This window comes from Pelomicrobium sp. P1 (genome assembly GCF_052805615.1).
This window is the reverse complement of record NZ_JBRBEM010000014.1, coordinates 39,451-60,661: the sequence shown is the minus strand read 5'-3', so window position 1 is coordinate 60,661 and position 21,211 is coordinate 39,451. Positions and strand designations below refer to the sequence as shown.

The window sequence follows — 21,211 nt, the reverse complement described above, 5'->3', positions numbered from 1 at the left end:
AATCCCGGTCCGGCATTCCCCGGACGGGGCGGCTCGCAAGCGACTCGCGCGCGAACGCAGCGCTATCCTACCGAAATATTGGCGTAGAGGATGCGGAAAATGATAAAAAAGGATCCGCCATCCCTGCTCGAATCGATCCACTCCCCCCTCGACCTCAGGCACTTGCCGGAAAGGCAACTAGCGCCCTTGGCGGCCGAGCTGCGCGCATACCTGGTCCGGTCGGTGGCGGGCTGCGGCGGCCACTTCGCCGCCGGGCTCGGCACGGTGGAGCTGACCATCGCCCTGCACTACGTGTTCGACACCCCCGAGGATCGCCTGGTGTGGGACGTGGGCCACCAGTGCTATCCCCACAAGATCCTGACCGGCCGCCGTGACCGGCTCCCCACCATTCGCCGCAAGGGCGGTCTATCGGGCTTTTTGAGGCGCGAGGAGAGCCCCTACGACGCGTTCGGGGCGGGCCATAGCAGCACGTCCATCAGCGCAGCGCTTGGCATGGCGCTTGCGTCGCGCGCCATGGGTGCCGACCGCCAGGTCGTGGCGATCATCGGCGACGGGGGCATGACGGCAGGACTGGCGTACGAAGCGCTGAATCATGCCGGCAGCCTGGACGTAGACCTGCTGGTGGTGCTGAACGACAACGAGATGTCCATTTCGCCCAACGTCGGGGCGCTCTCCCACTATCTTGCACGGCTGCTCTCCAGCCGCACCTACGCCACGGTGAAGAAAGGGGGTCGCAAAGTCCTGGAGGCAATGCCGGCCATGTGGGACCTGGCCCAACGCGCGGAAAAGCAGTTGAAGACCATGGTCGTCCCGGGCGCGCTGTTTGAGGAGCTGGGCTTCAGCTACTTCGGCCCGGTGGACGGCCACGACCTCAACGCCTTGGTGCAAGTGCTGCGCAACCTGCGAGCGCTGCCGGGACGCCGGCTGCTGCACGTGGTCACGCGCAAGGGCAAGGGTTATCCGCCGGCGGAGGCCGACCCGGTGAAGTACCACGGGGTCGTGCCGTTCGACCCGGCCGTGGGGCTGGGAACGGGGGGATCGAAAGGAGCCGCGACTTATACCAGCGTGTTCGGCGACTGGCTGTGCGAAATGGCCGCCCGCGATCCGCGCCTGGTCGCCATCACCCCCGCCATGCGCGAGGGCTCGGGGCTCGTGCGCTTCTCCAAGGAGTTTCCCGGGCGCTACTTCGACGCGGGCATCGCCGAGCAGCACAGCGTGACGCTGGCGGCCGGGCTGGCGTGCGAGGGGATGAAACCCGTGGTGGCGATCTACTCCACGTTCCTGCAGCGCGCCTACGATCAGCTCATCCACGACGTGGTGATCCAGAAGCTGCCGGTCCTGTTCGCCATCGACCGGGCCGGGCTGGTCGGGCCGGACGGCCCCACCCATCACGGCAGCTACGATCTCACGTACCTCAACTGCCTCCCCGGGATGGTGATCATGACCCCCGCCGACGAAAACGAACTGCGCCACATGCTGTACACCGGCTTCCTGCACGACGGGCCCGCCGCGGTGCGCTACCCCCGGGCGAACGCGACCGGCGTGGGGCTCGACGTGGAAATGAAGCCGCTTCCGATCGGCCGCGCCGAGGTGCGGCGGGAAGGCCGGCAGGTGGCCTTCCTGGTCTTCGGCACGCTCCTCGGCTCGGTGTCGCCCCTGGCCGAAGCCATGGACGCCACGCTCATCAACATGCGCTTCGTGAAGCCGCTCGACGAAGCCGCCGTGCTCGCCGCCGCCGAGGGGCACGCCCTCGTCGTCACCCTGGAGGAAAACGCGATAGCCGGCGGCGCGGGCAGCGCGGTGAACGAGTGCCTGGCGCGGCACGGGGTGCAGACCCGGGTGCTAAACCTCGGGTTGCCCGACCGGTTCATCGAGCACGCGAGCCGGGAAGAGGCGCTTGCGGACGCCGGGCTCGAGCCGGCGTCCATCGCCACGGCGGTGACCCGCCGCCTGCAGCGGGATTGGGCCGCGGGCCGCGTCTGCGGCGCCCTCGGCCGGGACGTGGCCTGATCGCGCGACCGGAAGGCTCAGTCCTTGAAACCGAACCAGGGGCGGAGCCTCACGCCCACCCAGTTGCCGGGCAGGGCCGCGGCGATCCACAGCCAGCCGTGGAGGCTCGTGGAAGCGATCCCGGAGAAGAAGGCGCCGATGTTGCAGCCGTAGGCGAGGCGCGCGCCGTAGCCCATCAGCAGCCCGCCGATCACCGCCGCGGCGAGGAGCCCCGCCGGCATCGCCATCCGCGGCGCGAAGCGGCCGGAAGCTCCCGCCGCGGCCAGCGCCCCGATTATCATGCCGATGTCCATGACCGAGGTGACGTCGGAGAGCAGCGGCGACTCCAGGGCGGCGCGCTGGAACGGGGCGCTCCAGAAAGGCTCGCCCTCGGGATCCCAGCCCAGCAGCATGGCCGCCTTGCCGCCCCACAAAGTGAACGCCCAGGTGATGCTCCACGGGTGCCCGGCCACCGCCAGCGTGGCGGCGTTGAGGAGGGCGAGCAGCACCGCCCCCGCCGCCAGGGGCCAGGGGCCCGCGAGGAGGCGTTCCCACCCGAAGCGCTCCGGCGGCGCCGGCGCCCGGCGGCGCCCGAAGCGCCCGGCGATCCCGGCGAGAAGGGCAAGCGCCGCGAGCTGGAGCGCCAGGGCTTGCGCCCAGCCCATGAGCTCCGCCAGGCTGCGCGATTCCCACACCGGAAGCCGCTCCCAGTGCTCCATATGCAGGCTCGCCCAGAAGCCTCCCGCGCAGAAGGCGGCGAGGGTGAAAAGCATGCGCAGGCTGCCCCCGCCCACGGTGTAGAGGGTGCCCGAGCCGCAACCGCCCCCGAGCTGCATGCCGATGCCGAAGAGAAACGCCCCGATCGCCACCTGCCAGCCGGCCGGCGCCACCGCGCCGGCGACCGGCCGGCCGAGGACGCTTCCGGCCTCGAGGACCGGCGCGAACAGAACGCTCGCCAGGGCCAACATCGCCAGTTGCGCCTGCACCCCGTCCACCTCGCCCCGGGTGAGCAGCCGCCGGTAGGCGCCGGTGAAGCCTAAGTGGGCGTGGTACATAGTGGTACCGATGAGGGCGCCGATGGCGAAGAGCAGCGCGAGCCGCGGCGACTCGGCACCGGTCAGCGCCGTCAGGATCATCACCGCCATCGCGGCGCACGCCAGCACCCCCCGTTGCGGGACGGCGCCGGAGCGCCGCGCCGATCCCGCCTCAGCGGGCAGCATCCGTGACGATTCTCTCGAAGATCGGGTCCAGCTCTTTCGCCAGAGCGTCCAGTTTGGCATTGCCGTAGGGGGCGAAGACCGCGCTCGGCCGGCGGTAGGTGATGGCTGCGGTGCCGTCGGCGTTTTCCGTCACGTACAGCCGCAGGGGCGCCTCGATCCCCGCCGGCACGCTCGCCTCCAGCATGCGCACCGCGTAATCGTTGCGGAACACCATGAGCACCGCGTTGCCGGGAATCTTGACGCCCCGCGCCGCCGCTCCCCGGCTGGCGCTCGCCTGGGCGACGAGCCCCAGGCCGTGGTCGGCGATGGCTTTTTCCAGCCGCGCCACCAGCGCGTCGAAGCCGTGGGAGGACTTCACCGTCACGGTGCCGGGATACGGCGCCGGATTGTCGGCCCAACCGGGCGCGGCTACGCACAACAGCGCCACGCCGGCCAGCGCGCCCGCGAGTCTCGATTTCGCCATGGAAGCCTCTTTCACCGTCGGATGGATCAGGGTCTGACCACCAGCTTGTAGTCCGGCGTCGGGTTCAACGGGCAGGAATACACGTAGTTTCCGGGCTTGAGCTCGATCGCGTAGTCCTGGGTCTTGCCGGTGGTCAGGCCGCCGCCCGAAATACTGGGCAGGGTCGCCCGGCCCACACCCCCTTCGCCCCGGAGCCAGAAGCCCAGCTCGTAGGGCACGTTCTTGTTGGTCACGCGAAAGACGTACTTCCCGGGCTTGAGCTCCAGGACCCGGGCCTTCGCCAGGCGCGCCTCCCCCGTGCGGGCGTTGATCGCTTCGCAGTCGGCGGCCCGGGCGCTCTGGAAGCCGTGGTCCTGGCCGTGCTCGCTCTCCAGGAACTGGCAGGGTGTCTGGGTCAGCTTGATCACCGCGGGCGCGGCGGCCGCGGCGTAGGGCGAGACCACCGCGGCGCCGAGGGCGACGGCGAGGGTCGATAGACCGGGCAATCGATGGGTCATGGCATGCCTTCGTAAAAGGTTCCAGAAATCCCGCTCCGACGCAGCGGGCGCTTATCGCCCCGCCCCCGCGCGCCGCCGTACCCCGCCCGCCAGGGCCCGCAGGCGCGCCACGTCCTGCTCCACGTCCACCGGAAGCCACCCCGTGACTTCCAGCCGGCGGTCCTCGTAGACGTCTTGTCCCGGGTGCTCGGCGGCCCAGCAGGCCACCACCTGGTCCCGGTGACGGAGCAGCGCCTCCATGTGGGGACGGTAGAGCCGGAACATGGCGGTGAGCCACCGGTTGAGGGGCCAGGAGGGATACGCATGGTCGATGGCGAACCGGTCCAGCATGCGGATCACGTCCGGGGCCGGGTACCAAGTGTCCCCGGTGACCCAGCGGTTCACCGCGAAGAGCCCGATGGCACGGCCGTAGGCGTCCATGGACACGGCGATCAGGTGGGCGATGGCCTCGCTCCCCGAAGGCCATGGCTCCTCGCCCTCGTGGGCGACAGGCGCGACCCCCAGCGGCATGCCGCCCGAGCGCAGGAAGGTGTGGAAGTGGCCGTGCTCCCCCGCCACGCCCCGGTGGGCGTGGTAGTAGTACTGGCTGAAGGTCTCGCCGTCGAAGACGTCGTTCGGCGGATAGTGCTCGTACTCGTAGAAGGTGCCGTGGCCCTTGAGGACTTCCCCCACCAGGTTGAGTCCCCCTTTCGCCAGCACCCGCTGGCACTCCAGCGCCTCTTCCCCCGCCGCCAGCATGGCCGTCAACGCTGGCCGGGGAAGTGCGGCCAGATCGGGGGGCGTGAGAGGCGGCGGGCCCGCGCGGCCTTTTCCTTTCGAGCCCCGGCTGGCTTTTTCCTTACGCGGTACGGAAGAAATCGTCACCGGTCGAACCCTTGCGGCCGTCCTGAAAAAGCCGGCGGGAGGGAACGTCCGCGTTTCCCTTCCCGCCGAAGCCAAATCAGTACATGAGAGCGCACTCTACCGCTCCCCGTCAGGCATCAGATTCCGTAGGGTGCGTTGAGCGAACGCGAAACGCACCACCCCACTAGTACCGCTTGCCCGCGCAAGGGTTTTTCTTGGGGGCGCAGGGGTTCTTCGCCGCGCAGGGGTTTTTACCCGCGCAGGGGTTCTTCGCCGCGCACGGGCTGCAGGGATTACAAGGGCTGCCCTTCTTGGTGGCGGTCTTGGCGGCGCAGGGGTTCCTCGCCGCGCAGGGATTCTTGGCGGCGCACGGGTTGCCGAAGACGGGCATGGCGACGCCGAGGGCCACGGCGCCCGCGAACAGCTTGGCTTTACGACGGGTGAGCTTCATGACTTTCTCTCCTTTTACACAAGCGTGATGAATCCGGAGCGGTTGCCATTCCCCGCCCCGGGGATACCCCACCGCCCCGCCAAGGGTTCCGCTGAAGCTCAGCGCCTGGCGGCACAGGGATTCTTCGCGGCGCACGGGTTTCTGGCCGCGCACGGATTCTTCGCCGCGCAAGGGCTCTTCGGCGCACATGGGCTCTTCGGAGCGCACGGACCGGCGGCGGCCGCTTTCTTCGGGTCGAAGGTCTTCTGCACTTTTTCCGTGTACGCCACCAGCGCCGCCAGCTCCTTGGAGTCCCACGGCAGGGGCTTCGCCGCCATGGGCATCACCATGCACGCCTGCACCATCTCGTCCAGGTACACCTTCTTGAGACCGATCTGCTGCTCGGTCATGGCCACATAGTGGGGATAGGGCTGGGCGAAGGTCGCCTGGAACCCGGCGTTATTCATGTGGCAAGTGTTGCACGAGAGCCCGTTGGTGCTCAGCTTGGTGTCGTTCCACAGCTTTTCGCCGTAGGCGGTCAGCTCCTTCTTGTCCCCCTTGTACGGCTTGTAGTTCTTCGGCCGGGTGACCAGCTTGGGATCGGCCTTGGCGGCGCAGGGGCTCTTCGCGGCACAGGGGTTTTTCGCGGCGCAAGGATTCCTGGCGGCGCAAGGGTTTCTTCCTGCGCAGGGGTTCGCCTTGGGCGCGCACGGGTTCCTCGCCGCGCAGGGGTTGCGCGGGCCGCAGGGGCCCGCCGCGTTGGCGATGCCCACCGACAGGGCGGTGGCCACCAGCCAGGGAAGCGTACGGTGACGACATTCGGGACGGCTCATGGATCTTCCTCCTTCTTTCAAGAACTTGGCGATTCGGCGACCGATGCTTTATCCGCGCGCATCGCGGAACCAGGTCTCGGACAGGCATTCCCGCAGCCGCACCCGCGCCCGGTGGAGGATCACCGAGCAGTTGGTCGCGGACACCCCGTGGATCTTACAGATGCTCTCGATGGACTCCCCCAGGATCTCCCGCAGGGCGAATATCTGGGCCGCCTTCCTCGGCAGCCCCTCGACACAGCGCTCGAACGCCTCCCAGAACTCCCGCCGCTCCAGCGCCCGTTCCGGGTCGCGCCATTCCTCCACCGGTGCGACCCGTTGGCCGCCGGCGTTGAACAACAAGGCCTCGAAGGCCTCCTCCTCTCCTTCCTCCCCGTCATCCGGCGCGACGCGCCGCGCCCTCTCCCGCTGCAGATCCACGATCTTGTGCCGCAGGATGGAGGTGAGCCAGGAGCGGACCGCGGCCCGTCCGGCGAAGGACGGCAAGCCCCGGATCGCTGCCAACAGGGTCTCCTGCACCGCTTCCCGGGCAAGTTCCCCGTCGCGCAGGGTGGCCAGGGCATAGCGGTGCAAGTAGCCCATGTGGGGAACGAGATCGTCCGCCACGACCCGCCCCGCCGGCGGCGAAGCCGCCTCGATCGCCACCGGGGAATCCGCTTTCCCCGCCGTCTCCTCCCGGGAAACCTGGCCTGGCATGAGCATGACTCGTCTCCTTTACGCCCGGAGGGCGTCGGCGATGCGCTGCGCCTGTTCGCGGGAGGGGGCCACCACCGCGAAGCTGCCGATCCCGGCGCTCGCCACCCGCGCCCATGCTCCGTTTCTCTCCGCCACCACCGGGGATTTCATCTCCAGGTCGGGGAACACCAGCAGCGTCGCCTTCCCCAGGGGCGTGTACAGGATCACGTGGTGGGCGTAGGTGCCGTAAACCGCGCAGGTTCCGGTATAGCGGACGTCGCGGGCTTGCCGCAGGGTGAGGCCTGTCGCCTCCAGGACCCGGGCCAGGACCCGCTCGTCGCCTCGGCGGCCGATGGCCAGCTCGCGGGGCTCCTCGCCGAGCACGTGGTCGATGGCCGCAAGAGCCGGGCGGGCCGCGTCGCCCGATCCCTCGTGGATCAGCCAGCCGCCTACCGCCGCTGCCGCCGCCAGCCCCGCCGCTTTCGCCATCCAGGCGCGCCGCCCCGGCGCTTCGAGGTGGTGGCGCAGCAATATCCGGTCCGCCAGCCCGTCGGGCACCGGTACCCGGGCCGCCGCCCCCAAGTCCTCGTCCAGCCGGCGCAGGCGCTCTAGGTGCTCGGCGCAACCGGGGCAGCCCCGTCGGTGGGCCTCGGCCGCGGGGCTCAGCCGCCGGGGATCGGCCAGCGCCTCCCGGCGGAACTCCAGGCACGTCATCGGCGTTCTTTCCATCGCGTCGCATCCTGCTCCAGCAAACTCCGCAGCGCCTTGCGGGCCCGGGACACCCGCTGCATCACGTTGGCCTCGCTCAAGGAGAGCAGCGCCCCGATCTCGGCGCAACTGAAGCCGCCCAGCACCTGCAGGAGCAGCGGCTCCCGGTACCCCTCGGGCAGGCGCTTCAGGGCGGCCTGCAGGGAGATACCCGCCTCCATGTCCCGCTCCACCCCAGCCAGCGCCTCTTCCGGGTCCAGCGCCTCGGTCTCCAGGCGCTTTTTCTCGTAGAGGCGGGCGTGCTCGTGGTGCAGGATCGAAAACAGCCACGCCTTGCCCGATTCCTCGCGCCTTAAGCTGTCCCAGGCCTTCCACGCCCGGGCGAAGGTCTCCTGCACCAGGTCCTCCGCCAGGAACCGGTCCCGGCACAGCCAGTAGGCGTAGCGGTACAGATCCGGCGCGTGGGCCCGCACCAGGGTCTCGAACGCCCGCCGCCGAAAGCCCAAGACCATTCCGCCTTTCCCCCTCCCGCGCCGGAGACCTGGGCTCCGGGCTTTCATTTCACAGGATAAGACCTGGAGGGCGGACGAAACCTGACATGCCCGCCCGCTTCCCATCTCCCAATCTACGCGGTGGCGGCCGCCTGTGTCGCGCCGGCGCCGGCCGGCGCTTCCTCCCACTTGAGGGAGCGGTAGTCGAAGCCGGCCTCCAAGGTGGGCTTCACCACCTGGAAGTAGGGAGAGATGTCGAAATCCCGGGGCGCGAACAGGCTGTGGTGCCGGATGTGGAAGATCTCGTCGTAGCACCAGTCGCACCCGGGCCGCGGCGCCGGGCGGCGCACGACGATGGGCAGGATCGGGTAGTGCACCGACTGGAAGGCCTGGGCGATCAGGGTAGAGCAGATGGCCCGGGTGGGCTCCCCGCTGCCCAAGGCCAGCAGGCGGCGGCGCCAGCGGGTGGGCACCGGCGGGGTGGGGAGCAAGTAGCGGGCCAGATCGACCAGGTTTTTGAGGTCATAGCTTAAGCCGATCCGCGAAATGGCGAACTCGACCACCTTCTGCAGATCCTCGGACGACAGCCCCACCGGGCGGCAGATGCGGGTGTGGTAGTCCGCATAACGGCTCAAGGGCACCGCCCACACTCCATGCACCATGTCGGCTTCGACCAGGACCGGCGGGTCGTTGGGGTCACCAGGCAGCCCCGGGATCGGTCCAACGTAAAGAGCCGCGTGGGACCAGGTGGATTGGGTCAGGTACTTGATGGCGGTGCTGATGCGCCGGTTGCCTTCCACCAGCAGCACGTCCCCGGGCCGGATCACCCGGGCGAGATGGCGGGGGTCCGCGGTGGCCAGGGGCTGGTAGCCGCGGGAGGGCTGGTTGAGGTAGCTCGCCAGCGCCCGGCCGATCCTTTCAAGAAGCGCGCCTCCCATGCACCGATTCCTTTCCAGGCCCGTTAGCGTCCTTTCGCCCGTTGCTCGCCGTCCACCCGATAGATCTCGGAATCGGGATTAAACGCGAGCCAGGCGAAGGCGAAATGGACGCCGCCGCTCAGGAGTTCAAGCCGCGTCCCCTCGAGAGGCCCGCCGACGGCCTGCCCCAGCAGGTTCCAGCGGGAGCCGGTTTCCCGGTCCGCGAAGCCGTCGCCCGCCGCTTCGAAGGTAAGGACGCGCCCGCCCACCCGCCGGCTGTAGGCCGCGGCGGCGCGGATAGTACGGGAGGACGTGATGATCCCCTCGTCCAGGGGCGAGAGCAGGCCGCCGCTGGAAAACACCACGAACGGCTCCCCCGCCAGGGTGTCGTTCACCACCGGCGTCTTCGCGAGCTCCTCCAGGGGATAGAGGCGGTGGCGGCCGCCCACGCTCACGTTGAGCACCCGCTCCATGGCGGGAAGTCGCGGGTCCGGGGTCTCGGCGAAGAGGAAGGGAATCTCGTCGATGCGGTCGTAGCCCCGGTAGGGATTGATGCCGTAGGGGCGGCTGAAGCCCGTCTCCCGGGACAGCACCTGCCCCTGGGGATGGGCGCGCTTGAAGTCCTCGTAGGCCACGATCCCGGAGGGGATCTGCCTGAGCACCGTCCCGGCGTAGTGGCCCACGATCGCCTCGCCCGTGAACTGCTGCCACCAGCTCTCCGTCTGGCGGTCGTACATCACCAGGTCGCTCTTCCTGAGTCGACCGGTGGTGCCGAAGTCCAGGAGCCGGTCCTTCACGCGGCGATCGAACACGATGGAGGCGTTGCACAGGGGACAGAAGGTGACCGCCACCAAGCGGCCGCCCACCTGGTCGTTCACGATCTCGTGGTAGATCAGGATCTGCAGGGGGTACGCCCGGGCGTCGCCCGCGATCTCCAGCGCGATCACCGGCTCCCGGGGGTGGAGCCAGCGGTCCGCCGAGGGGAAGGATTCGAAGCGGGGCCGGTCGATGGCAGGAATGCCGTCCTTGGGCGGCCCGCCCGGCTGGATTTCTGCCAGGGGCACCGTCGCACGGTTGAAATCGGTGCGTGGCCACTCCCGCTTGAGGGCTGCCGGCACCTCCCCGGCCGCCATGGATCCCGCAGCCACCAGGCCGGCCAGCGTCCAGGCCAGGAACCGCATCGTCGAATATCGCCCCGCTCCGCCCGAGCCCATGGAGCGCCTCCTTCCGAAATCCCCACTTGCGCCTTTATCCCGTTAGACCGCCGGCCAGGGCGGTTCCTGACAGGACGTAAGACGGGGCCTGCCGGTTCGACAAATTAAATTTGTTTTCGCGCCCCCCACGCTGCTTCCATCGCGCCGGCGTAAGAACGCTCCCACGTCGCGGACTAACTGCAGGCGAGACGGTCACGCCTCGCCCGCTTCGGGTCCTGAGAAGTCGTCAGGGCGCCGGTTGCACGTCGCTTCGCCATCTTCACCTGAAGGAGCCCGTCATGAAGACGCTCAAGCTTTTACCGGCCATTGCCATCGTCATCGCCGCGTTCGCCGTTGGCCCGCCGCCCGCCGAGGCGGGCTCCTCGGACGTGTGCGCCTGGTTGAAGAGAAACCAGGCGATCAGCGACGGTACCCCTTACCCGGAGGAGCGCACCGGCGACAAGCCGTCCGGCGCCGCCGGCCGGAGCGGCCCAGACCTGCTCCAGTCCATCCGGGAAGGCTGGAGAAGGTTCCTGACGCCCCGAGCCCAAACGGCAGTAGCAGCATCCTCGCCCCGCGACGGCGTTCGTGTGTGAAAAATCATCTTTCATCCGGCGGGAAAGAACAGCATCGCGAATCTCTCTCGCTTTGAGTTCCATGAGAGGAGGCAACCATGGACAAGACCCTCGTCGCCCTGGCGGTGGCGGGCGCCTTCGCGCTCCCGCTTTCCGCCGCCCAGGCCCAGGGCAGTGTGACCATCTACGGCACGCTGAACGTGAACTTCGAGAACTTCGAGTCGGACGGGGCGAGTCCCCTCGGCCCCATTCCCGGCAACTCCTTCGTGAACGGCAACGGCGTCAACGTCAGCTCCCGCAACCAGGTGACCAGCAACTCCAGCGCTTTGGGGTTCAAGGGCCAGGAAGACCTGGGCGGAGGCTGGAAGGCCTGGTTCCAGTTGGAGAACGACGTGCGCCCGGACGGCTCCACCGCCGGCGCCTTCGCCGGCCGCAACTCCGCCGTGGGCTTGAGCAGCCCCTGGGGCACGGTCTTTCTCGGCAACTGGGACACGCCGTACAAGGCCATGACCACCGGCTTCGGCATGCCGTTCTTTAGCACCACGACGGCCAATTACAACGCCATCATCGGCTCGCCCGGCTTCGGCGTGCGCAGCGGCACCACCGCGGGGGCCGGCAGCCTGAACGGCAACGCGGCCTTCGACCGGCGGCAGAACAACAGCGTCCAGTACTGGTCGCCGGAATTTCGCGGCGTGCGCTTTCGGGCGGTCTATGCGGAAAACGATTCCAAGCCCGCCGGCGGCACCACCAACCCGGCGGTGTGGGGCGGATCCCTCACCTGGGAAGGGATGGGCATCCAGCTCGGCGTCGCCTACGAGCGCCACGAGGACCTCTTCGGCACCCGCGCCATCGACGGGGGAAGCCTGGCGGCCCCCGCCGTTCCTGGCGCGGATTCCAAGGACACCGGCATCAAGGTTCAAGCCTCGTACAAGATCCAGGGCAAGTACCTGGTCGGCGCTCTCTGGGAGCGGCTCGAGTACGAGACCAGCGCCGCTGGCGCCAACCTGTTGACCGAGTACGAGCGCGACGCCTGGGGCGTCTACGCCATCCTGCCGGTGGGCCCCGGCGCGGTGCACTTCAACTACGTGACCGCCGACGACGGAGAGTGCCGGCTGAAAAGCGGCGCCCCCTGCGCTAGCGGCGGCACCGACGTGGAGATGTGGGCCATCGGCTACTACTACAACTTCTCCAAGCGCACCCAGCTCTACGTGCAGTACGTGGACATGGACAACGGGGAAGCCCAGTTCTATCGCCTGGGCGCCGGACCGGGGGAAGTAGGCGTCGGCGGTCCGGGCGCGGATCCGCGGGCCGTTTCCCTAGGAATCCGCCATTCCTTCTGAGGGAGGCGCGACGGCGGATCGAGACCTCGGTTCGGAGAATCGGGCGGGCGCCAGCGGGCGTCCGCCCCTTTTCTTCGCGCAACAAGCGGTGGGACCATGGCGGAGGGCGACGCTTCCAATAGCGTTGCGGGGCGCAACGACCCTTGCCCCTGCGGCAGCGGCCTCAAGTACAAAAAATGTTGCGGCCGGCCGGCTTCAGCCGCGCTCCCGGGGTGGGGGTTGTCAGGAGCGCAGCCTCTGCAACGCCACCACGGACGGACGTGCGACGGCTGCACCGCCTGCTGCGACGGCTGGGTGAGAATCCGCGTCTATGGCCACGACGTCTATCCCGGAAAGCCGTGCCCCTTCAGCACCGGGGGCGGCTGCCGCATCTACCAGCACCGGCCGGTGGAGCCGTGCCGCACCTTCGTCTGCGGCTGGCTCGCCGACGGGAGCCCGTTCCCGGACGCGTTCCGACCCGATCGACTGGGTATCTTGATTCAACAGGCCCATTGGAGAGGCGGGCTGTTTTACGTGCTGGTGCCGGCCGGGCGCGACCCGGACGGCGCCCTGATCCGGTGGATGGACGACCTCATGCTGCGCACGGGGACCCCTTTCCTCTACCGGGTGAGAAGCGACTGGTACGGGCGCGGGCCGCACGCGTTCCTGGAGGAAATCGCCGAGCGGCGCAGGCGCGGCCTGCCCCTCATCCCCCCGGGGCCGGGCGGATCACCGGCGTGATCCGCCGACCCTGGAAAAGGGTCATCACAAGCCCAACGATTCGCCGTCGGACGCCGAAAGCTGGCGCTGGAATTCCCGCGCGCGCGGGTCCAGGGCCTCGGGCGCCTCGATGCCCGCCCGCCCTTCGACGCCGCGCTTGCGCTCCATGCCGGCCTTTATGTCGGTGCCATAAGGACTGCCGTCGGTGATGGACTGGCGGAAAGCGAGGGAATAGCGATCCCCTTCCCCTTCCGCCGCCCGGACCGGCATGGCCAGGGCGGACACGGCCGCCGCCGCGAGAAACGCGTTCACGAGCTTCATTCCCTTCGTCATGGCAAGCCTCCTTTCCCGATCGTTCCGTGTTCCCGCAGATCGCGGGTTGCTCTGGGGTGAGCCTGCTGCTGCAACCAGCATTTCACCTGCCCATTAGTCTTTCGGCGCGGCCGGATCTTACGGTTTCTGTGCAAACGGACGGGGGTTGTCAGCTTCCCCCGCCCGGTCCGGTCTGATGGCATGCGGGAACGAGCGTGGAGATCGGCCGGCGGCCTCTCCGTTCCTCATCCCACTACCACGCCGCGCCGGCGCGCCGTTCCCGCACCTCATTTCCCGGAGCCCTTCGGGATGCGCTACCGCAAGAGCCTGGCCGTCGTCTACGGCGCCATCCTGGCGTTCAACCTGCTGCTCACCTTCGTCATCTATCTCCAGGGAGAGCGCACGCTCCAGGCGATCCGCCCCTTGATCGAAGAGGACTTGCCGCTGCTCGAGCGGCTCTCGGACCTCAAGGTGGCGGTGGTGGACGAGGAGCCCACGTTCTACGAGTATCTGTTCGCGGGCGACCGGGAGCGCTTCCTGGCGCGCCACGGCCGCAACCGGGCGGTCATCGAGGCCGGGCTCGCCGCCGCCCGGACGGCCTTTGCGGAGCACCCGGCGCTCCTCGAGATCGAGCGCCAGTACCGGGAGATCCTGGACCGAGCGGTACGCCTGGACCGGGCCTTGCAGGCGCCCCCGGCGGAGCGCGAGGCCGCGCGCGCCTTGATCGCCGAGCTCGCCGTCATCTGCGCCGGCATCAACGCCACGGTGGATCTGCTGGTGGGCGAGCTGCGGGGAATCGTCGCTGAGCGCGGAGCGCTGGCCCAAGCCAGGGTGCTGGCGACGGTGCTCTGGGTCGCGGGCTTCGCCGCGGTGGCCTTCGTGGTGGCGGTCCTCGTCGGCTACCACGTGCACGCCTACCTGGCCGAAGCGCGGGAGCGGCGGCGCTTGGGCCTGTTCCCGGAGCGCAACCCAAACCCGGTGTTGAGCCTCGCCCGGGACGGGACGGTGCTGTACGCCAACCCGGGCGCTGCGGCCTTGCTCGAACGTCTGGGCTTTCCGCCGGAGGCAAGGCGGCTCCTTCCCCCCGACATCGGGGAGCGGCTCGCCCAGGCGCTGCGGGCCGGGGAGGACACGGTGGAGTGGGAGCACGAGATCGGCGGCCGCATCCTGGACGGCCGCGCCCACTGGCTCTCCGATCCGGAGATGTTCCACGCCTACCTGGTGGACGTGACCGAGCGCAAGCGGGCGGAGTGCACCCTCGCCTACCTCGCCTATCACGACCCGCTGACGGGGCTGCCCAACCGCCGCCGGTTCGAGCGCGACCTGGAGGAGGTCCTCGGCCGGGAAGAAGGCTTCGGCGCCGTGATGCTGTTGAACGTGGATCGCCTGCGCCGGGTCGTGGACAGCCTGGGCCACAGCGCCGCCGACGAGGTCCTGCGCGCCGCCGGCCGCCGGCTGGCCTCAGCGCTGGAGGGTTTCGAGGAAGCGGCCCGTGCCCGCGTCTACCGGTTCGAGGGAGACCTCTTCGCCGTGCTCATCGCCGGCAGCCGCGTCGCCGATGCGGCGGTGCCGGCGCAGCGCCGCGTGCGCGAGGCGATGCTCGCCCCCCTCGCGGTGCGCGGCCACGAAGTGTTCGTGACCTTCAGCATCGGCTACAGCCTGTTCCCGGTCCATGGGCAGGACGGCAACCGGCTGCTCGCCATCGCCGACGCCGCCCTGCACCAGGTGCGGCTCGCCGGGGGAAACGGGATGCGCTGCGGACTGCCGGAGAACGACGTGGCGGCCGCCGCCCGGCTGGAAATGGAGGCCCTGCTGCAGCACGCCCTGGAGCGCAACGAGCTGAAAGTGGACTACCAGCCCCAGATCGGCATCGCGAGCGGCGCCCTGCTCGGCGTCGAGGCGCTGGCGCGCTGGCACAGCCCGGCGCTGGGATGGGTGCCGGCGGCGACCTTCGTCCCCCTGGCGGAGGAAACGGGACTGATCGCCGCGGTGGGCACGTGGGTGCTGCGGGCCGCTTGCCGCCAGGGGGCGGCGTGGAGCGCCGTCGGCCGCCGCGGTTTGACCATCGCGGTCAACCTCTCCGCCCGCCAGTTCGCCGATGAAGCCCTGGTGGATACGGTGGCCGGAGTGCTGGCTGAGACCGGCCTGGACCCCGGCCGCCTCGAGCTGGAGATCACCGAAGGCGCGGCCATGCAGGACCCGGCCCGCGCCGCCGCCGTGCTGTCCCGGCTCAAGGGGCTGGGCGTGGGCATCGCCATCGACGACTTCGGCACCGGCTATTCGTCCTTGAGCTACCTGCGCCGCTTCCCCATCGACCGGCTCAAGATCGATCAGTCCTTCGTGGGCGGGATGGCCGGGGACGCCGGCGACGCGGCCCTCGTCCGGGCGATCGTGGCCCTGGGCCACAGCCTGGGCCTCCAGGTGGTGGCCGAAGGGGTCGAGCATCCCGCCCAGCTCGAGGCCCTGGCTCGGTTCGGCTGCGACGCCTATCAAGGATTTCTCGCCGCGCCTCCCCCGCCTTGGGAGGAATTCACCGCCCGCTTCACAGCCCTCGCCCGGACGGCCGCTTAAGGGGTCGATGCGCTCCGCGCACCCTGAGAATCCGCGGTGCGTTTCGCCTTGCTCAACGCACCCCATTCGGTTTTGGATGGGTTCTAAAAAGGCCCGGATCGGCGGCGATGGACACACGCGCTTTCCCCATCCGATAATTGCAACGCATTTCTCGACCCCATCACCCGGGCCGTACCGGTCGGGCTCCAAAGGGGGTGGATTGTCGCTGCCCGCTACGGCTTCGGAGTCCGTCCCCAGTCTCCGAATGGACGCTGTCAACCAGCTCATCCTGTTCGGCGGCCTGCTGGCCCTCGCCGCCATCGTGCTCACCGCCGCCGCCTCCCGCAGCGGCGCGCCGCTTTTGCTCGTGTTCCTGGGGGTCGGCATGCTGGCCGGGGAAGACGGCATCGGCGGCGTGCGCTTCGACGACTTCGAGCTTTCCTTCTTCGTCGGCAACCTGGCTCTGGCGGTCATCCTGTTCGACGGGGGGCTGCGCACCCGCTACGAGAGCTTCCGCGCCGGCCTGTGGCCCGCCGTGTCCCTCGCCACCGTGGGCGTCGCCGTCACGGCGGGCTTGACCGGCTTCCTCGCCGCCCGCCTCCTCGACCTTCCTTTGTTGGAGGGGCTGCTGATCGGCGCCATCGTGGGGTCCACCGACGCCGCCGCCGTGTTCGCCCTGCTCCATACCCGCGGCATGCAGCTCAAGCAGCGGGTGGCCGCGACACTGGAGATCGAGTCCGGCAGCAACGATCCCATGGCGGTGTTCCTGACCGTCGTCCTGATCGAGCTGCTGCTCGCCGGCAAGACCACCTTGGACGCGACGGTCCTCGCGAGCTTCGTGCAGCAGATGGGCCTCGGCGCCGTGCTCGGCATCGCGGCGGGCCACGCCCTCGCCTGGCTGATCGATCGCCTGACCCTGGTGGCGGCGGGGCTTTACCCGCTGCTCGCCCTTTCGGGGGGACTGCTCGCCTTCGGGCTCACGGGGCTGCTGGGCGGCAGCGGCTTTCTCGCGGTGTACCTAGCGGGGCTCACCTTGGGCAACCGCCGCCCCCGAGGCGAGCTCTACATCCTGCGGGTGCACGACGGGCTCGCCTGGCTCGCCCAGATCGGCATGTTCCTGCTCCTCGGGCTGCTCGCCACGCCCACCAGGCTCCTGGAGGTGGCGGTGCCCGGGCTGGTGGTGGCGCTGGCGTTGATGCTGGTGGCGCGTCCCGTCGCCGTGTTGCTAAGCCTGGCGCCCTTCCGCTTTCCCTGGCGCGAGCAGGCCTTCATCGCCTGGGTGGGGCTACGGGGAGCGGTGCCCATCGTGCTGGCGGTCTTCCCCCTGTTCGCCGGCCTGGAAAACGCCTACCTCTATTTCAACGTGGCCTTCTTCGTGGTGCTGGTGTCCCTGGTGGTGCAGGGGTGGACCATCGCGCCCCTCGCCCGGCTGCTCGGGCTGGAGGCGCCGCCGCTGAGCGAGCCGGTGCAGCGCCTGGAGATCGACTACCCCGAGCGCAGCGGCTTCGAAGTGGTGGGGTACCGGCTTGCGGAGGAATCGGCGGCGGTGGGCCTGTCCCTCCAGGACCTGCCCCTGCCCACGACGGCCCGGCTGGTGAGCGTCGTGCGCCAGGGCCAAACGTTGCCGCCCACCGCCGACCAGGTGCTGCGGCCGGGGGACGCGGTCTACGTGTGGCTGCGCACCGAAGACGTGGAGCGGGTGTCGAAGATCTTCGGCCCCCAGCCGCCCGAGGCCCTCACCGACGCCCAGTACTTCGGCATTTTCGTCATTCACCCCGAGGCCGAGCTGGAGGGGCTCGCCGCCGTCTACGGGTTCGAGGTGCCCGAGCGGGCGAAGGGGCTGACCGTAGGAGAGTTCCTGGCCCGCTCCTTCAGCGGCCGGCCAGTGGTAGGCGACCGGGTGCGCTTAGGGGGCGTGGAGCTGGTGGTAAAGGAGGTGAACCACGGCGAAGTCACCCAGGCGAGCCTGGTGCTGCGGCGGGCCGGATCGGGCGGCGCCGTCGCGGAGTAGAATGCGCGGGATGCGGCCCCGCCGCAAAGGGCCGGCGCCTTGAACTCAACCTGCCCTATCCGAGACCATGCATCGAATGCCATCGTTTCGTCCGGCCATGGCCGCCGGCCCCTATCCCCGGCGCGAGCGCCCACCCCAGAGGGTTCCCGTGAAAGCGCACTCCGGCGCCACCCGCCGGGTGTCCCGGTCCCTGGCCGCGACCCTCTCCGCCATCAATCAGGCCGGGCTTACCGACGCCTAGAAGCGCATGCACGACGACTGCCGGGACACCGGCGTCTTCGACCGCAGCGTCCTGCGGAAGGCGGGCAGAGTCGCCGGGGCCGGTACGTGGCCCATCTCAAGCTCCAGCGATTCGACCAGGGCGAAAAGCAGCGCCTGGGCGCCTTCGGGCTGCGCCTGGTGGAGACCAAGTACGCGCTGGTCCACCCGTTCTTCCAGGTCTGGGACAGTCAGGACGGCAGCATCGTCTGGGAAGGCACCCAGGAGCTGCGCTACGCCTAGGACACGGTCGCCGAAGCGCCGGTCACCTTCCGCACGGTAATCGAGCGCACGGCGCGGGACCCGATCGCACGGCTTCCCTGAGCTCGCAGGGTTCGTAAAAGTAGCGAGCCGTGGTGCCGGGAGCGAGAGTCGAACTCGCACGGCCTCGCGGCCGCGGGATTTTGAGTCCCGTGCGTCTACCAGTTCCGCCATCCCGGCAAGCCGCGAGATTATCCCCCATCGCCCGAAGGGCCGGCAACCGGAGGGCGCGGCGGGCCCCACCCTCCCGGGTTGCAGGCTCGACCCGAACGTTTCACGAGGAAATTTGGGAGGAGGATCCGGGGCTAGGTGGCTTCGCAGCCGACGAGCCCGGGTTAACGTTCCATCCCGGCGGCCCAACCGTCGGTGGGCTGCCGCAAGGCCTCCATCTTTTGCGGATCGGACTGGGCGGCGGCCATGGGTCCCGACTGGCCCTTCACCCCGCGGGCGGCCTTTTCCACCCCGCCCATCGGCTCGAGCCCGTGTCCCGGAGCCGGAACGCAGTCCGAGACCCGGCGCATGCGCTCGAAGTGGTCCCAGACCCCGGCGTCCGCCCAGGCGGGCGCAACCCCCCAGGCGGCCAAGGCGATGACACCCGCCGGTAAGGTTTTCAACAAGCGCTTATCCATAAGGGTCTCCTGTCCATTGCCAAGGGGCGTTCCCGAGCGGCTTTCGACGGCCCGGCCCCGGCCGGGAGGAAAGCCGGCGACCTGGCGGGCGCCCTTTTCCTTTGACCGGTCGCAACCGTCCCCGTTACCCTGAGGGATGAAGCGGAGGGCCCGTTTTATAATGCCCGCCCATGCGGCTCTCCGACTTCGACTTCCACCTGCCGCGGGAACTCATCGCCCAGACCCCGGCGGCCGCCCGCAGCGCGAGCCGTCTGTTGCACCTGGACGGCAAAACCGGCGCGGTGCAGGACCTCCAGTTCCAGGATCTGCCCCGGCTCGTGCACCCCGGGGACCTGCTGGTGTTCAACGACACCCGGGTGATCAAGGCGCGGCTCCGGGGCCGGAAGCGCTCGGGCGGCCAGGTGGAGGTCCTGGTGGAGCGGGTGCTGGGCGAGCACGAGGCCCTGGCCCAGGTGCGGGCCAGCAAATCCCCCCGGGAGGGGAGCGAGCTGGTGCTGGCGGGGGAAATCCCGGCGACGGTGCTGGGCAGGGAAGGGCCCTTCTTCCGGCTGCGCTTCCACGACGAAGCCGACCTCTTCACCCTGCTGGAACGCCACGGGGAAGTGCCCTTGCCGCCCTACATCGAGCACGCACCCGACACCGAGGACGAGCGCCGTTACCAGACCGTCTACGCCCGCATCCCCGGCGCGGTGGCGGCGCCCACCGCCGGGCTGCATTTCGACGAGGCGATGCTGGAGCGGCTGCGCCAGGCGGGGGCGGAAACGGCTTTCCTCACCCTGCACGTGGGTGCGGGAACGTTCCAGCCGGTGCGGGAGGAGGACCTCTCGCGCCACGTGATGCACGCCGAGTGGTACCGCATTCCCGAGGAGACCGTGGCGGCGGTGGAGCGCGCCCGCGCCCGGGGCGGCCGGGTGCTGGCGGTGGGCACCACGACCCTGCGCGCCCTGGAAGCGGCCGCCGCCCGGGGAAACTTACGCCCCGGCGCCGACGAGACCAATCTGTTCATCCTGCCCGGCTACCGCTTCCGGGTGGTGGAACGCCTGCTCACCAATTTCCATCTGCCCAGGTCGACCCTGCTCATGCTGGTCTCGGCCTTCGGCGGCCTCGAGTCCATCCGCCGGGCTTATGCCCACGCCGTGGAACAGCGCTACCGCTTCTTCAGCTACGGCGACGCCATGCTGATCGAAAGGCAGCAGAGCTGACCGGTGACTTCCTCATGCAATTCGAGCTGATCGCCCGGGACGGCGCCGCCCGCCGCGGCCGTCTCGTCCTCGCCCACGGGGTGGTGGATACCCCGACGTTCATGCCGGTGGGCACTTACGGCACGGTGAAGGCCATGAGCCCGGCGGAGCTGAAAGGGCTGGGCGCCCAGATGGTGCTGGGCAACACTTTCCACCTGTGGCTGCGGCCGGGCCTCGCGGTGATCGAGGCCCATGGGGGGCTGCACCGCTTCATGGGCTGGGACGGCCCCATCCTCACCGACTCGGGCGGCTACCAGGTGTTCAGCCTGGGCCCGCTGCGCAAGATCAGCGAGGAAGGCGTCGCCTTCCGCTCCCCGGTGAACGGGGACCGGTGCTTCCTCACTCCCGAGGAGTCCATGCGCATCCAGCGCCTGCTCAACGCCGACGTGGCCATGGTCTTCGACGAGTGCACCCCTTACCCCGCCAGCGAAGCCGAGGCGCGCGCCTCCATGGAGCTTTCCCTGCGCTGGGCAGAGCGCAGCAAGCGGGCGTTCGAGGGAAGCGAGAATGCGCTCTTCGGCATCGTTCAGGGCGGAATGTTCGAGCACCTGCGGGAGGCTTCCCTGAAAGGCCTGATGGACATTGGCTTCGACGGCTACGCCATCGGCGGGCTTTCCGTCGGCGAGCCCAAGGAGGAGAGGCTGCGCGTCCTGGATCACACGGCGGCGCGCCTGCCCGCCGAGCGCCCCCGCTATCTCATGGGCGTGGGCACGCCCGCCGATATCGTGGAGGCCATCGCCCGGGGCATCGACCTCTTCGACTGCGTGCTGCCCACCCGCAACGCCCGCAACGGCTGGGTGTACACCCGCCGGGGCGTAGTGAAGCTGCGCAACAGCCGCTACCGGGCAGATCTCTCCCCCCTGGACGAGGAGTGCGATTGCTACACCTGCCGCACGTTCACCCGGGCCTACCTGCACCATCTGCAGCGGGTGAACGAGATCCTGGGGGCCCGGCTCAACACCCTGCACAACCTGCACTATTACCAGCGGCTGATGCGGGAGGCCCGAGAGGCGATCCAGCAGGGCCGCTACGCCGAATACGCCACCGCCTTCAACCGGGCGCCCTTGGAAGCGTGATAA

Annotated in this window: 22 protein-coding genes, 1 tRNA gene and 1 pseudogene; 10 read left to right on the top strand and 14 right to left on the bottom strand. The window is 69.4% G+C overall.

The features are described 5' to 3' along the window. Positions 1 to 99 precede the first annotated feature (99 nt). Positions 100 to 2,010 carry a 1-deoxy-D-xylulose-5-phosphate synthase gene (gene dxs / locus ACUVYZ_RS13645; protein ID WP_439934973.1) on the top strand — a complete coding sequence of 637 codons (1,911 nt, stop codon included), beginning with the start codon at positions 100 to 102 and terminating at the stop codon, positions 2,008 to 2,010. Between the two features lie 17 nt (positions 2,011 to 2,027). On the opposite strand, the gene ACUVYZ_RS13640 is transcribed toward dxs, so the two are convergent. The 11 genes from ACUVYZ_RS13640 to ACUVYZ_RS13590 form a co-directional block, all read right to left on the bottom strand. Beyond that, on the bottom strand, positions 2,028 to 3,209 hold the full coding sequence (locus tag ACUVYZ_RS13640; RefSeq protein WP_439934974.1) for a YeeE/YedE family protein: 1,182 nt from the start codon (positions 3,207 to 3,209) through the stop codon (positions 2,028 to 2,030). Then, positions 3,196 to 3,672 carry a DUF302 domain-containing protein gene (locus tag ACUVYZ_RS13635; RefSeq protein WP_439934975.1) on the bottom strand — a complete coding sequence of 159 codons (477 nt, stop codon included), beginning with the start codon at positions 3,670 to 3,672 and terminating at the stop codon, positions 3,196 to 3,198. The genes ACUVYZ_RS13640 and ACUVYZ_RS13635 overlap by 14 nt, the downstream gene beginning before the upstream one ends. Before the next feature lie 26 nt (positions 3,673 to 3,698). Beyond that, on the bottom strand, positions 3,699 to 4,169 hold the full coding sequence (locus ACUVYZ_RS13630) for a hypothetical protein (protein ID WP_439934976.1): 471 nt from the start codon (positions 4,167 to 4,169) through the stop codon (positions 3,699 to 3,701). A gap of 51 nt (positions 4,170 to 4,220) precedes the next feature. Continuing rightward, a complete protein-coding gene (locus ACUVYZ_RS13625) occupies positions 4,221 to 4,907 on the bottom strand; it encodes a DUF6969 family protein (protein ID WP_446033076.1) in 687 nt (228 codons plus the stop codon). Between the two features lie 289 nt (positions 4,908 to 5,196). After that, positions 5,197 to 5,463, bottom strand: a complete 267-nt coding sequence (locus tag ACUVYZ_RS13620) for a hypothetical protein (protein ID WP_439934978.1) — start codon at positions 5,461 to 5,463, stop codon at positions 5,197 to 5,199. A gap of 98 nt (positions 5,464 to 5,561) precedes the next feature. Continuing rightward, the gene (locus ACUVYZ_RS13615; RefSeq protein ID WP_439934979.1) at positions 5,562 to 6,275 is read right to left on the bottom strand and encodes a c-type cytochrome; all 714 of its coding nucleotides are present in this window, start codon (positions 6,273 to 6,275) and stop codon (positions 5,562 to 5,564) included. 48 nt (positions 6,276 to 6,323) lie between these two features. After that, positions 6,324 to 6,974 carry a sigma-70 family RNA polymerase sigma factor gene (locus ACUVYZ_RS13610; RefSeq protein ID WP_439934980.1) on the bottom strand — a complete coding sequence of 217 codons (651 nt, stop codon included), beginning with the start codon at positions 6,972 to 6,974 and terminating at the stop codon, positions 6,324 to 6,326. 12 nt (positions 6,975 to 6,986) lie between these two features. After that, entirely contained in the window at positions 6,987 to 7,676 is a 690-nt protein-coding gene (locus ACUVYZ_RS13605) for a DUF3379 family protein (protein ID WP_439934981.1), read from the bottom strand. Beyond that, positions 7,658 to 8,167, bottom strand: coding sequence for a sigma-70 family RNA polymerase sigma factor (locus tag ACUVYZ_RS13600; protein WP_439934982.1), 510 nt, complete (start codon positions 8,165 to 8,167; stop codon positions 7,658 to 7,660). The genes ACUVYZ_RS13605 and ACUVYZ_RS13600 overlap by 19 nt, the downstream gene beginning before the upstream one ends. A 113-nt stretch (positions 8,168 to 8,280) precedes the next feature. Next, positions 8,281 to 9,084, bottom strand: a complete 804-nt coding sequence (locus ACUVYZ_RS13595; protein WP_439934983.1) for a YiiX/YebB-like N1pC/P60 family cysteine hydrolase — start codon at positions 9,082 to 9,084, stop codon at positions 8,281 to 8,283. A gap of 23 nt (positions 9,085 to 9,107) precedes the next feature. Then, positions 9,108 to 10,277 carry a DUF3179 domain-containing protein gene (locus ACUVYZ_RS13590; protein ID WP_439934984.1) on the bottom strand — a complete coding sequence of 390 codons (1,170 nt, stop codon included), beginning with the start codon at positions 10,275 to 10,277 and terminating at the stop codon, positions 9,108 to 9,110. 278 nt (positions 10,278 to 10,555) lie between these two features. Here ACUVYZ_RS13590 and ACUVYZ_RS13585 point away from each other — a divergent pair, with 278 nt between their 5' ends. From ACUVYZ_RS13585 to ACUVYZ_RS13570, 4 genes and pseudogenes are all read left to right on the top strand, one after another. Further along, the gene (locus ACUVYZ_RS13585; RefSeq protein WP_439934985.1) at positions 10,556 to 10,852 is read left to right on the top strand and encodes a hypothetical protein; all 297 of its coding nucleotides are present in this window, start codon (positions 10,556 to 10,558) and stop codon (positions 10,850 to 10,852) included. A 77-nt stretch (positions 10,853 to 10,929) separates the two neighbouring features. After that, positions 10,930 to 12,171, top strand: coding sequence for a porin (locus tag ACUVYZ_RS13580; protein ID WP_439934986.1), 1,242 nt, complete (start codon positions 10,930 to 10,932; stop codon positions 12,169 to 12,171). Between the two features lie 96 nt (positions 12,172 to 12,267). Beyond that, positions 12,268 to 12,360, top strand: a pseudogene (locus tag ACUVYZ_RS13575) (SEC-C metal-binding domain-containing protein); the annotation flags it as partial. A gap of 30 nt (positions 12,361 to 12,390) precedes the next feature. Then, positions 12,391 to 12,891, top strand: a complete 501-nt coding sequence (locus tag ACUVYZ_RS13570) for a YkgJ family cysteine cluster protein (protein ID WP_439935023.1) — start codon at positions 12,391 to 12,393, stop codon at positions 12,889 to 12,891. A gap of 24 nt (positions 12,892 to 12,915) precedes the next feature. Here the strand turns inward: ACUVYZ_RS13570 and ACUVYZ_RS13565 are convergent, their stop codons facing one another. Further along, positions 12,916 to 13,203, bottom strand: coding sequence for a hypothetical protein (locus ACUVYZ_RS13565; RefSeq protein WP_439934987.1), 288 nt, complete (start codon positions 13,201 to 13,203; stop codon positions 12,916 to 12,918). 288 nt (positions 13,204 to 13,491) lie between these two features. Here ACUVYZ_RS13565 and ACUVYZ_RS13560 point away from each other — a divergent pair, with 288 nt between their 5' ends. The 3 genes from ACUVYZ_RS13560 to ACUVYZ_RS13550 all read left to right on the top strand — a co-directional run bounded on the left by ACUVYZ_RS13560 (position 13,492) and on the right by ACUVYZ_RS13550 (position 18,244). Beyond that, complete coding sequence (locus ACUVYZ_RS13560; protein WP_439934988.1) at positions 13,492 to 15,753, top strand: putative bifunctional diguanylate cyclase/phosphodiesterase; 2,262 nt, start codon at positions 13,492 to 13,494, stop codon at positions 15,751 to 15,753. Between the two features lie 244 nt (positions 15,754 to 15,997). Beyond that, positions 15,998 to 17,743 carry a potassium/proton antiporter gene (locus ACUVYZ_RS13555; RefSeq protein WP_439934989.1) on the top strand — a complete coding sequence of 582 codons (1,746 nt, stop codon included), beginning with the start codon at positions 15,998 to 16,000 and terminating at the stop codon, positions 17,741 to 17,743. 327 nt (positions 17,744 to 18,070) lie between these two features. Next, complete coding sequence (locus ACUVYZ_RS13550; protein WP_439934990.1) at positions 18,071 to 18,244, top strand: hypothetical protein; 174 nt, start codon at positions 18,071 to 18,073, stop codon at positions 18,242 to 18,244. 111 nt (positions 18,245 to 18,355) lie between these two features. Here the strand turns inward: ACUVYZ_RS13550 and ACUVYZ_RS13545 are convergent. Both ACUVYZ_RS13545 and ACUVYZ_RS13540 read right to left on the bottom strand, forming a co-directional pair. Then, positions 18,356 to 18,442, bottom strand: a tRNA-Leu gene (locus ACUVYZ_RS13545). A 155-nt stretch (positions 18,443 to 18,597) separates the two neighbouring features. Further along, the gene (locus tag ACUVYZ_RS13540) at positions 18,598 to 18,891 is read right to left on the bottom strand and encodes a hypothetical protein (RefSeq protein ID WP_439934991.1); all 294 of its coding nucleotides are present in this window, start codon (positions 18,889 to 18,891) and stop codon (positions 18,598 to 18,600) included. A 170-nt stretch (positions 18,892 to 19,061) separates the two neighbouring features. Here ACUVYZ_RS13540 and queA point away from each other — a divergent pair, with 170 nt between their 5' ends. Then, positions 19,062 to 20,093 (top strand): tRNA preQ1(34) S-adenosylmethionine ribosyltransferase-isomerase QueA, encoded by a 1,032-nt coding sequence (queA, locus tag ACUVYZ_RS13535; RefSeq protein WP_439934992.1) that lies wholly within the window; start codon positions 19,062 to 19,064, stop codon positions 20,091 to 20,093. Positions 20,094 to 20,107: 14 nt separating this feature from the next. Further along, positions 20,108 to 21,208 (top strand): tRNA guanosine(34) transglycosylase Tgt, encoded by a 1,101-nt coding sequence (gene tgt / locus ACUVYZ_RS13530; protein ID WP_439934993.1) that lies wholly within the window; start codon positions 20,108 to 20,110, stop codon positions 21,206 to 21,208. The last annotated feature ends 3 nt before the right edge of the window (positions 21,209 to 21,211 follow it).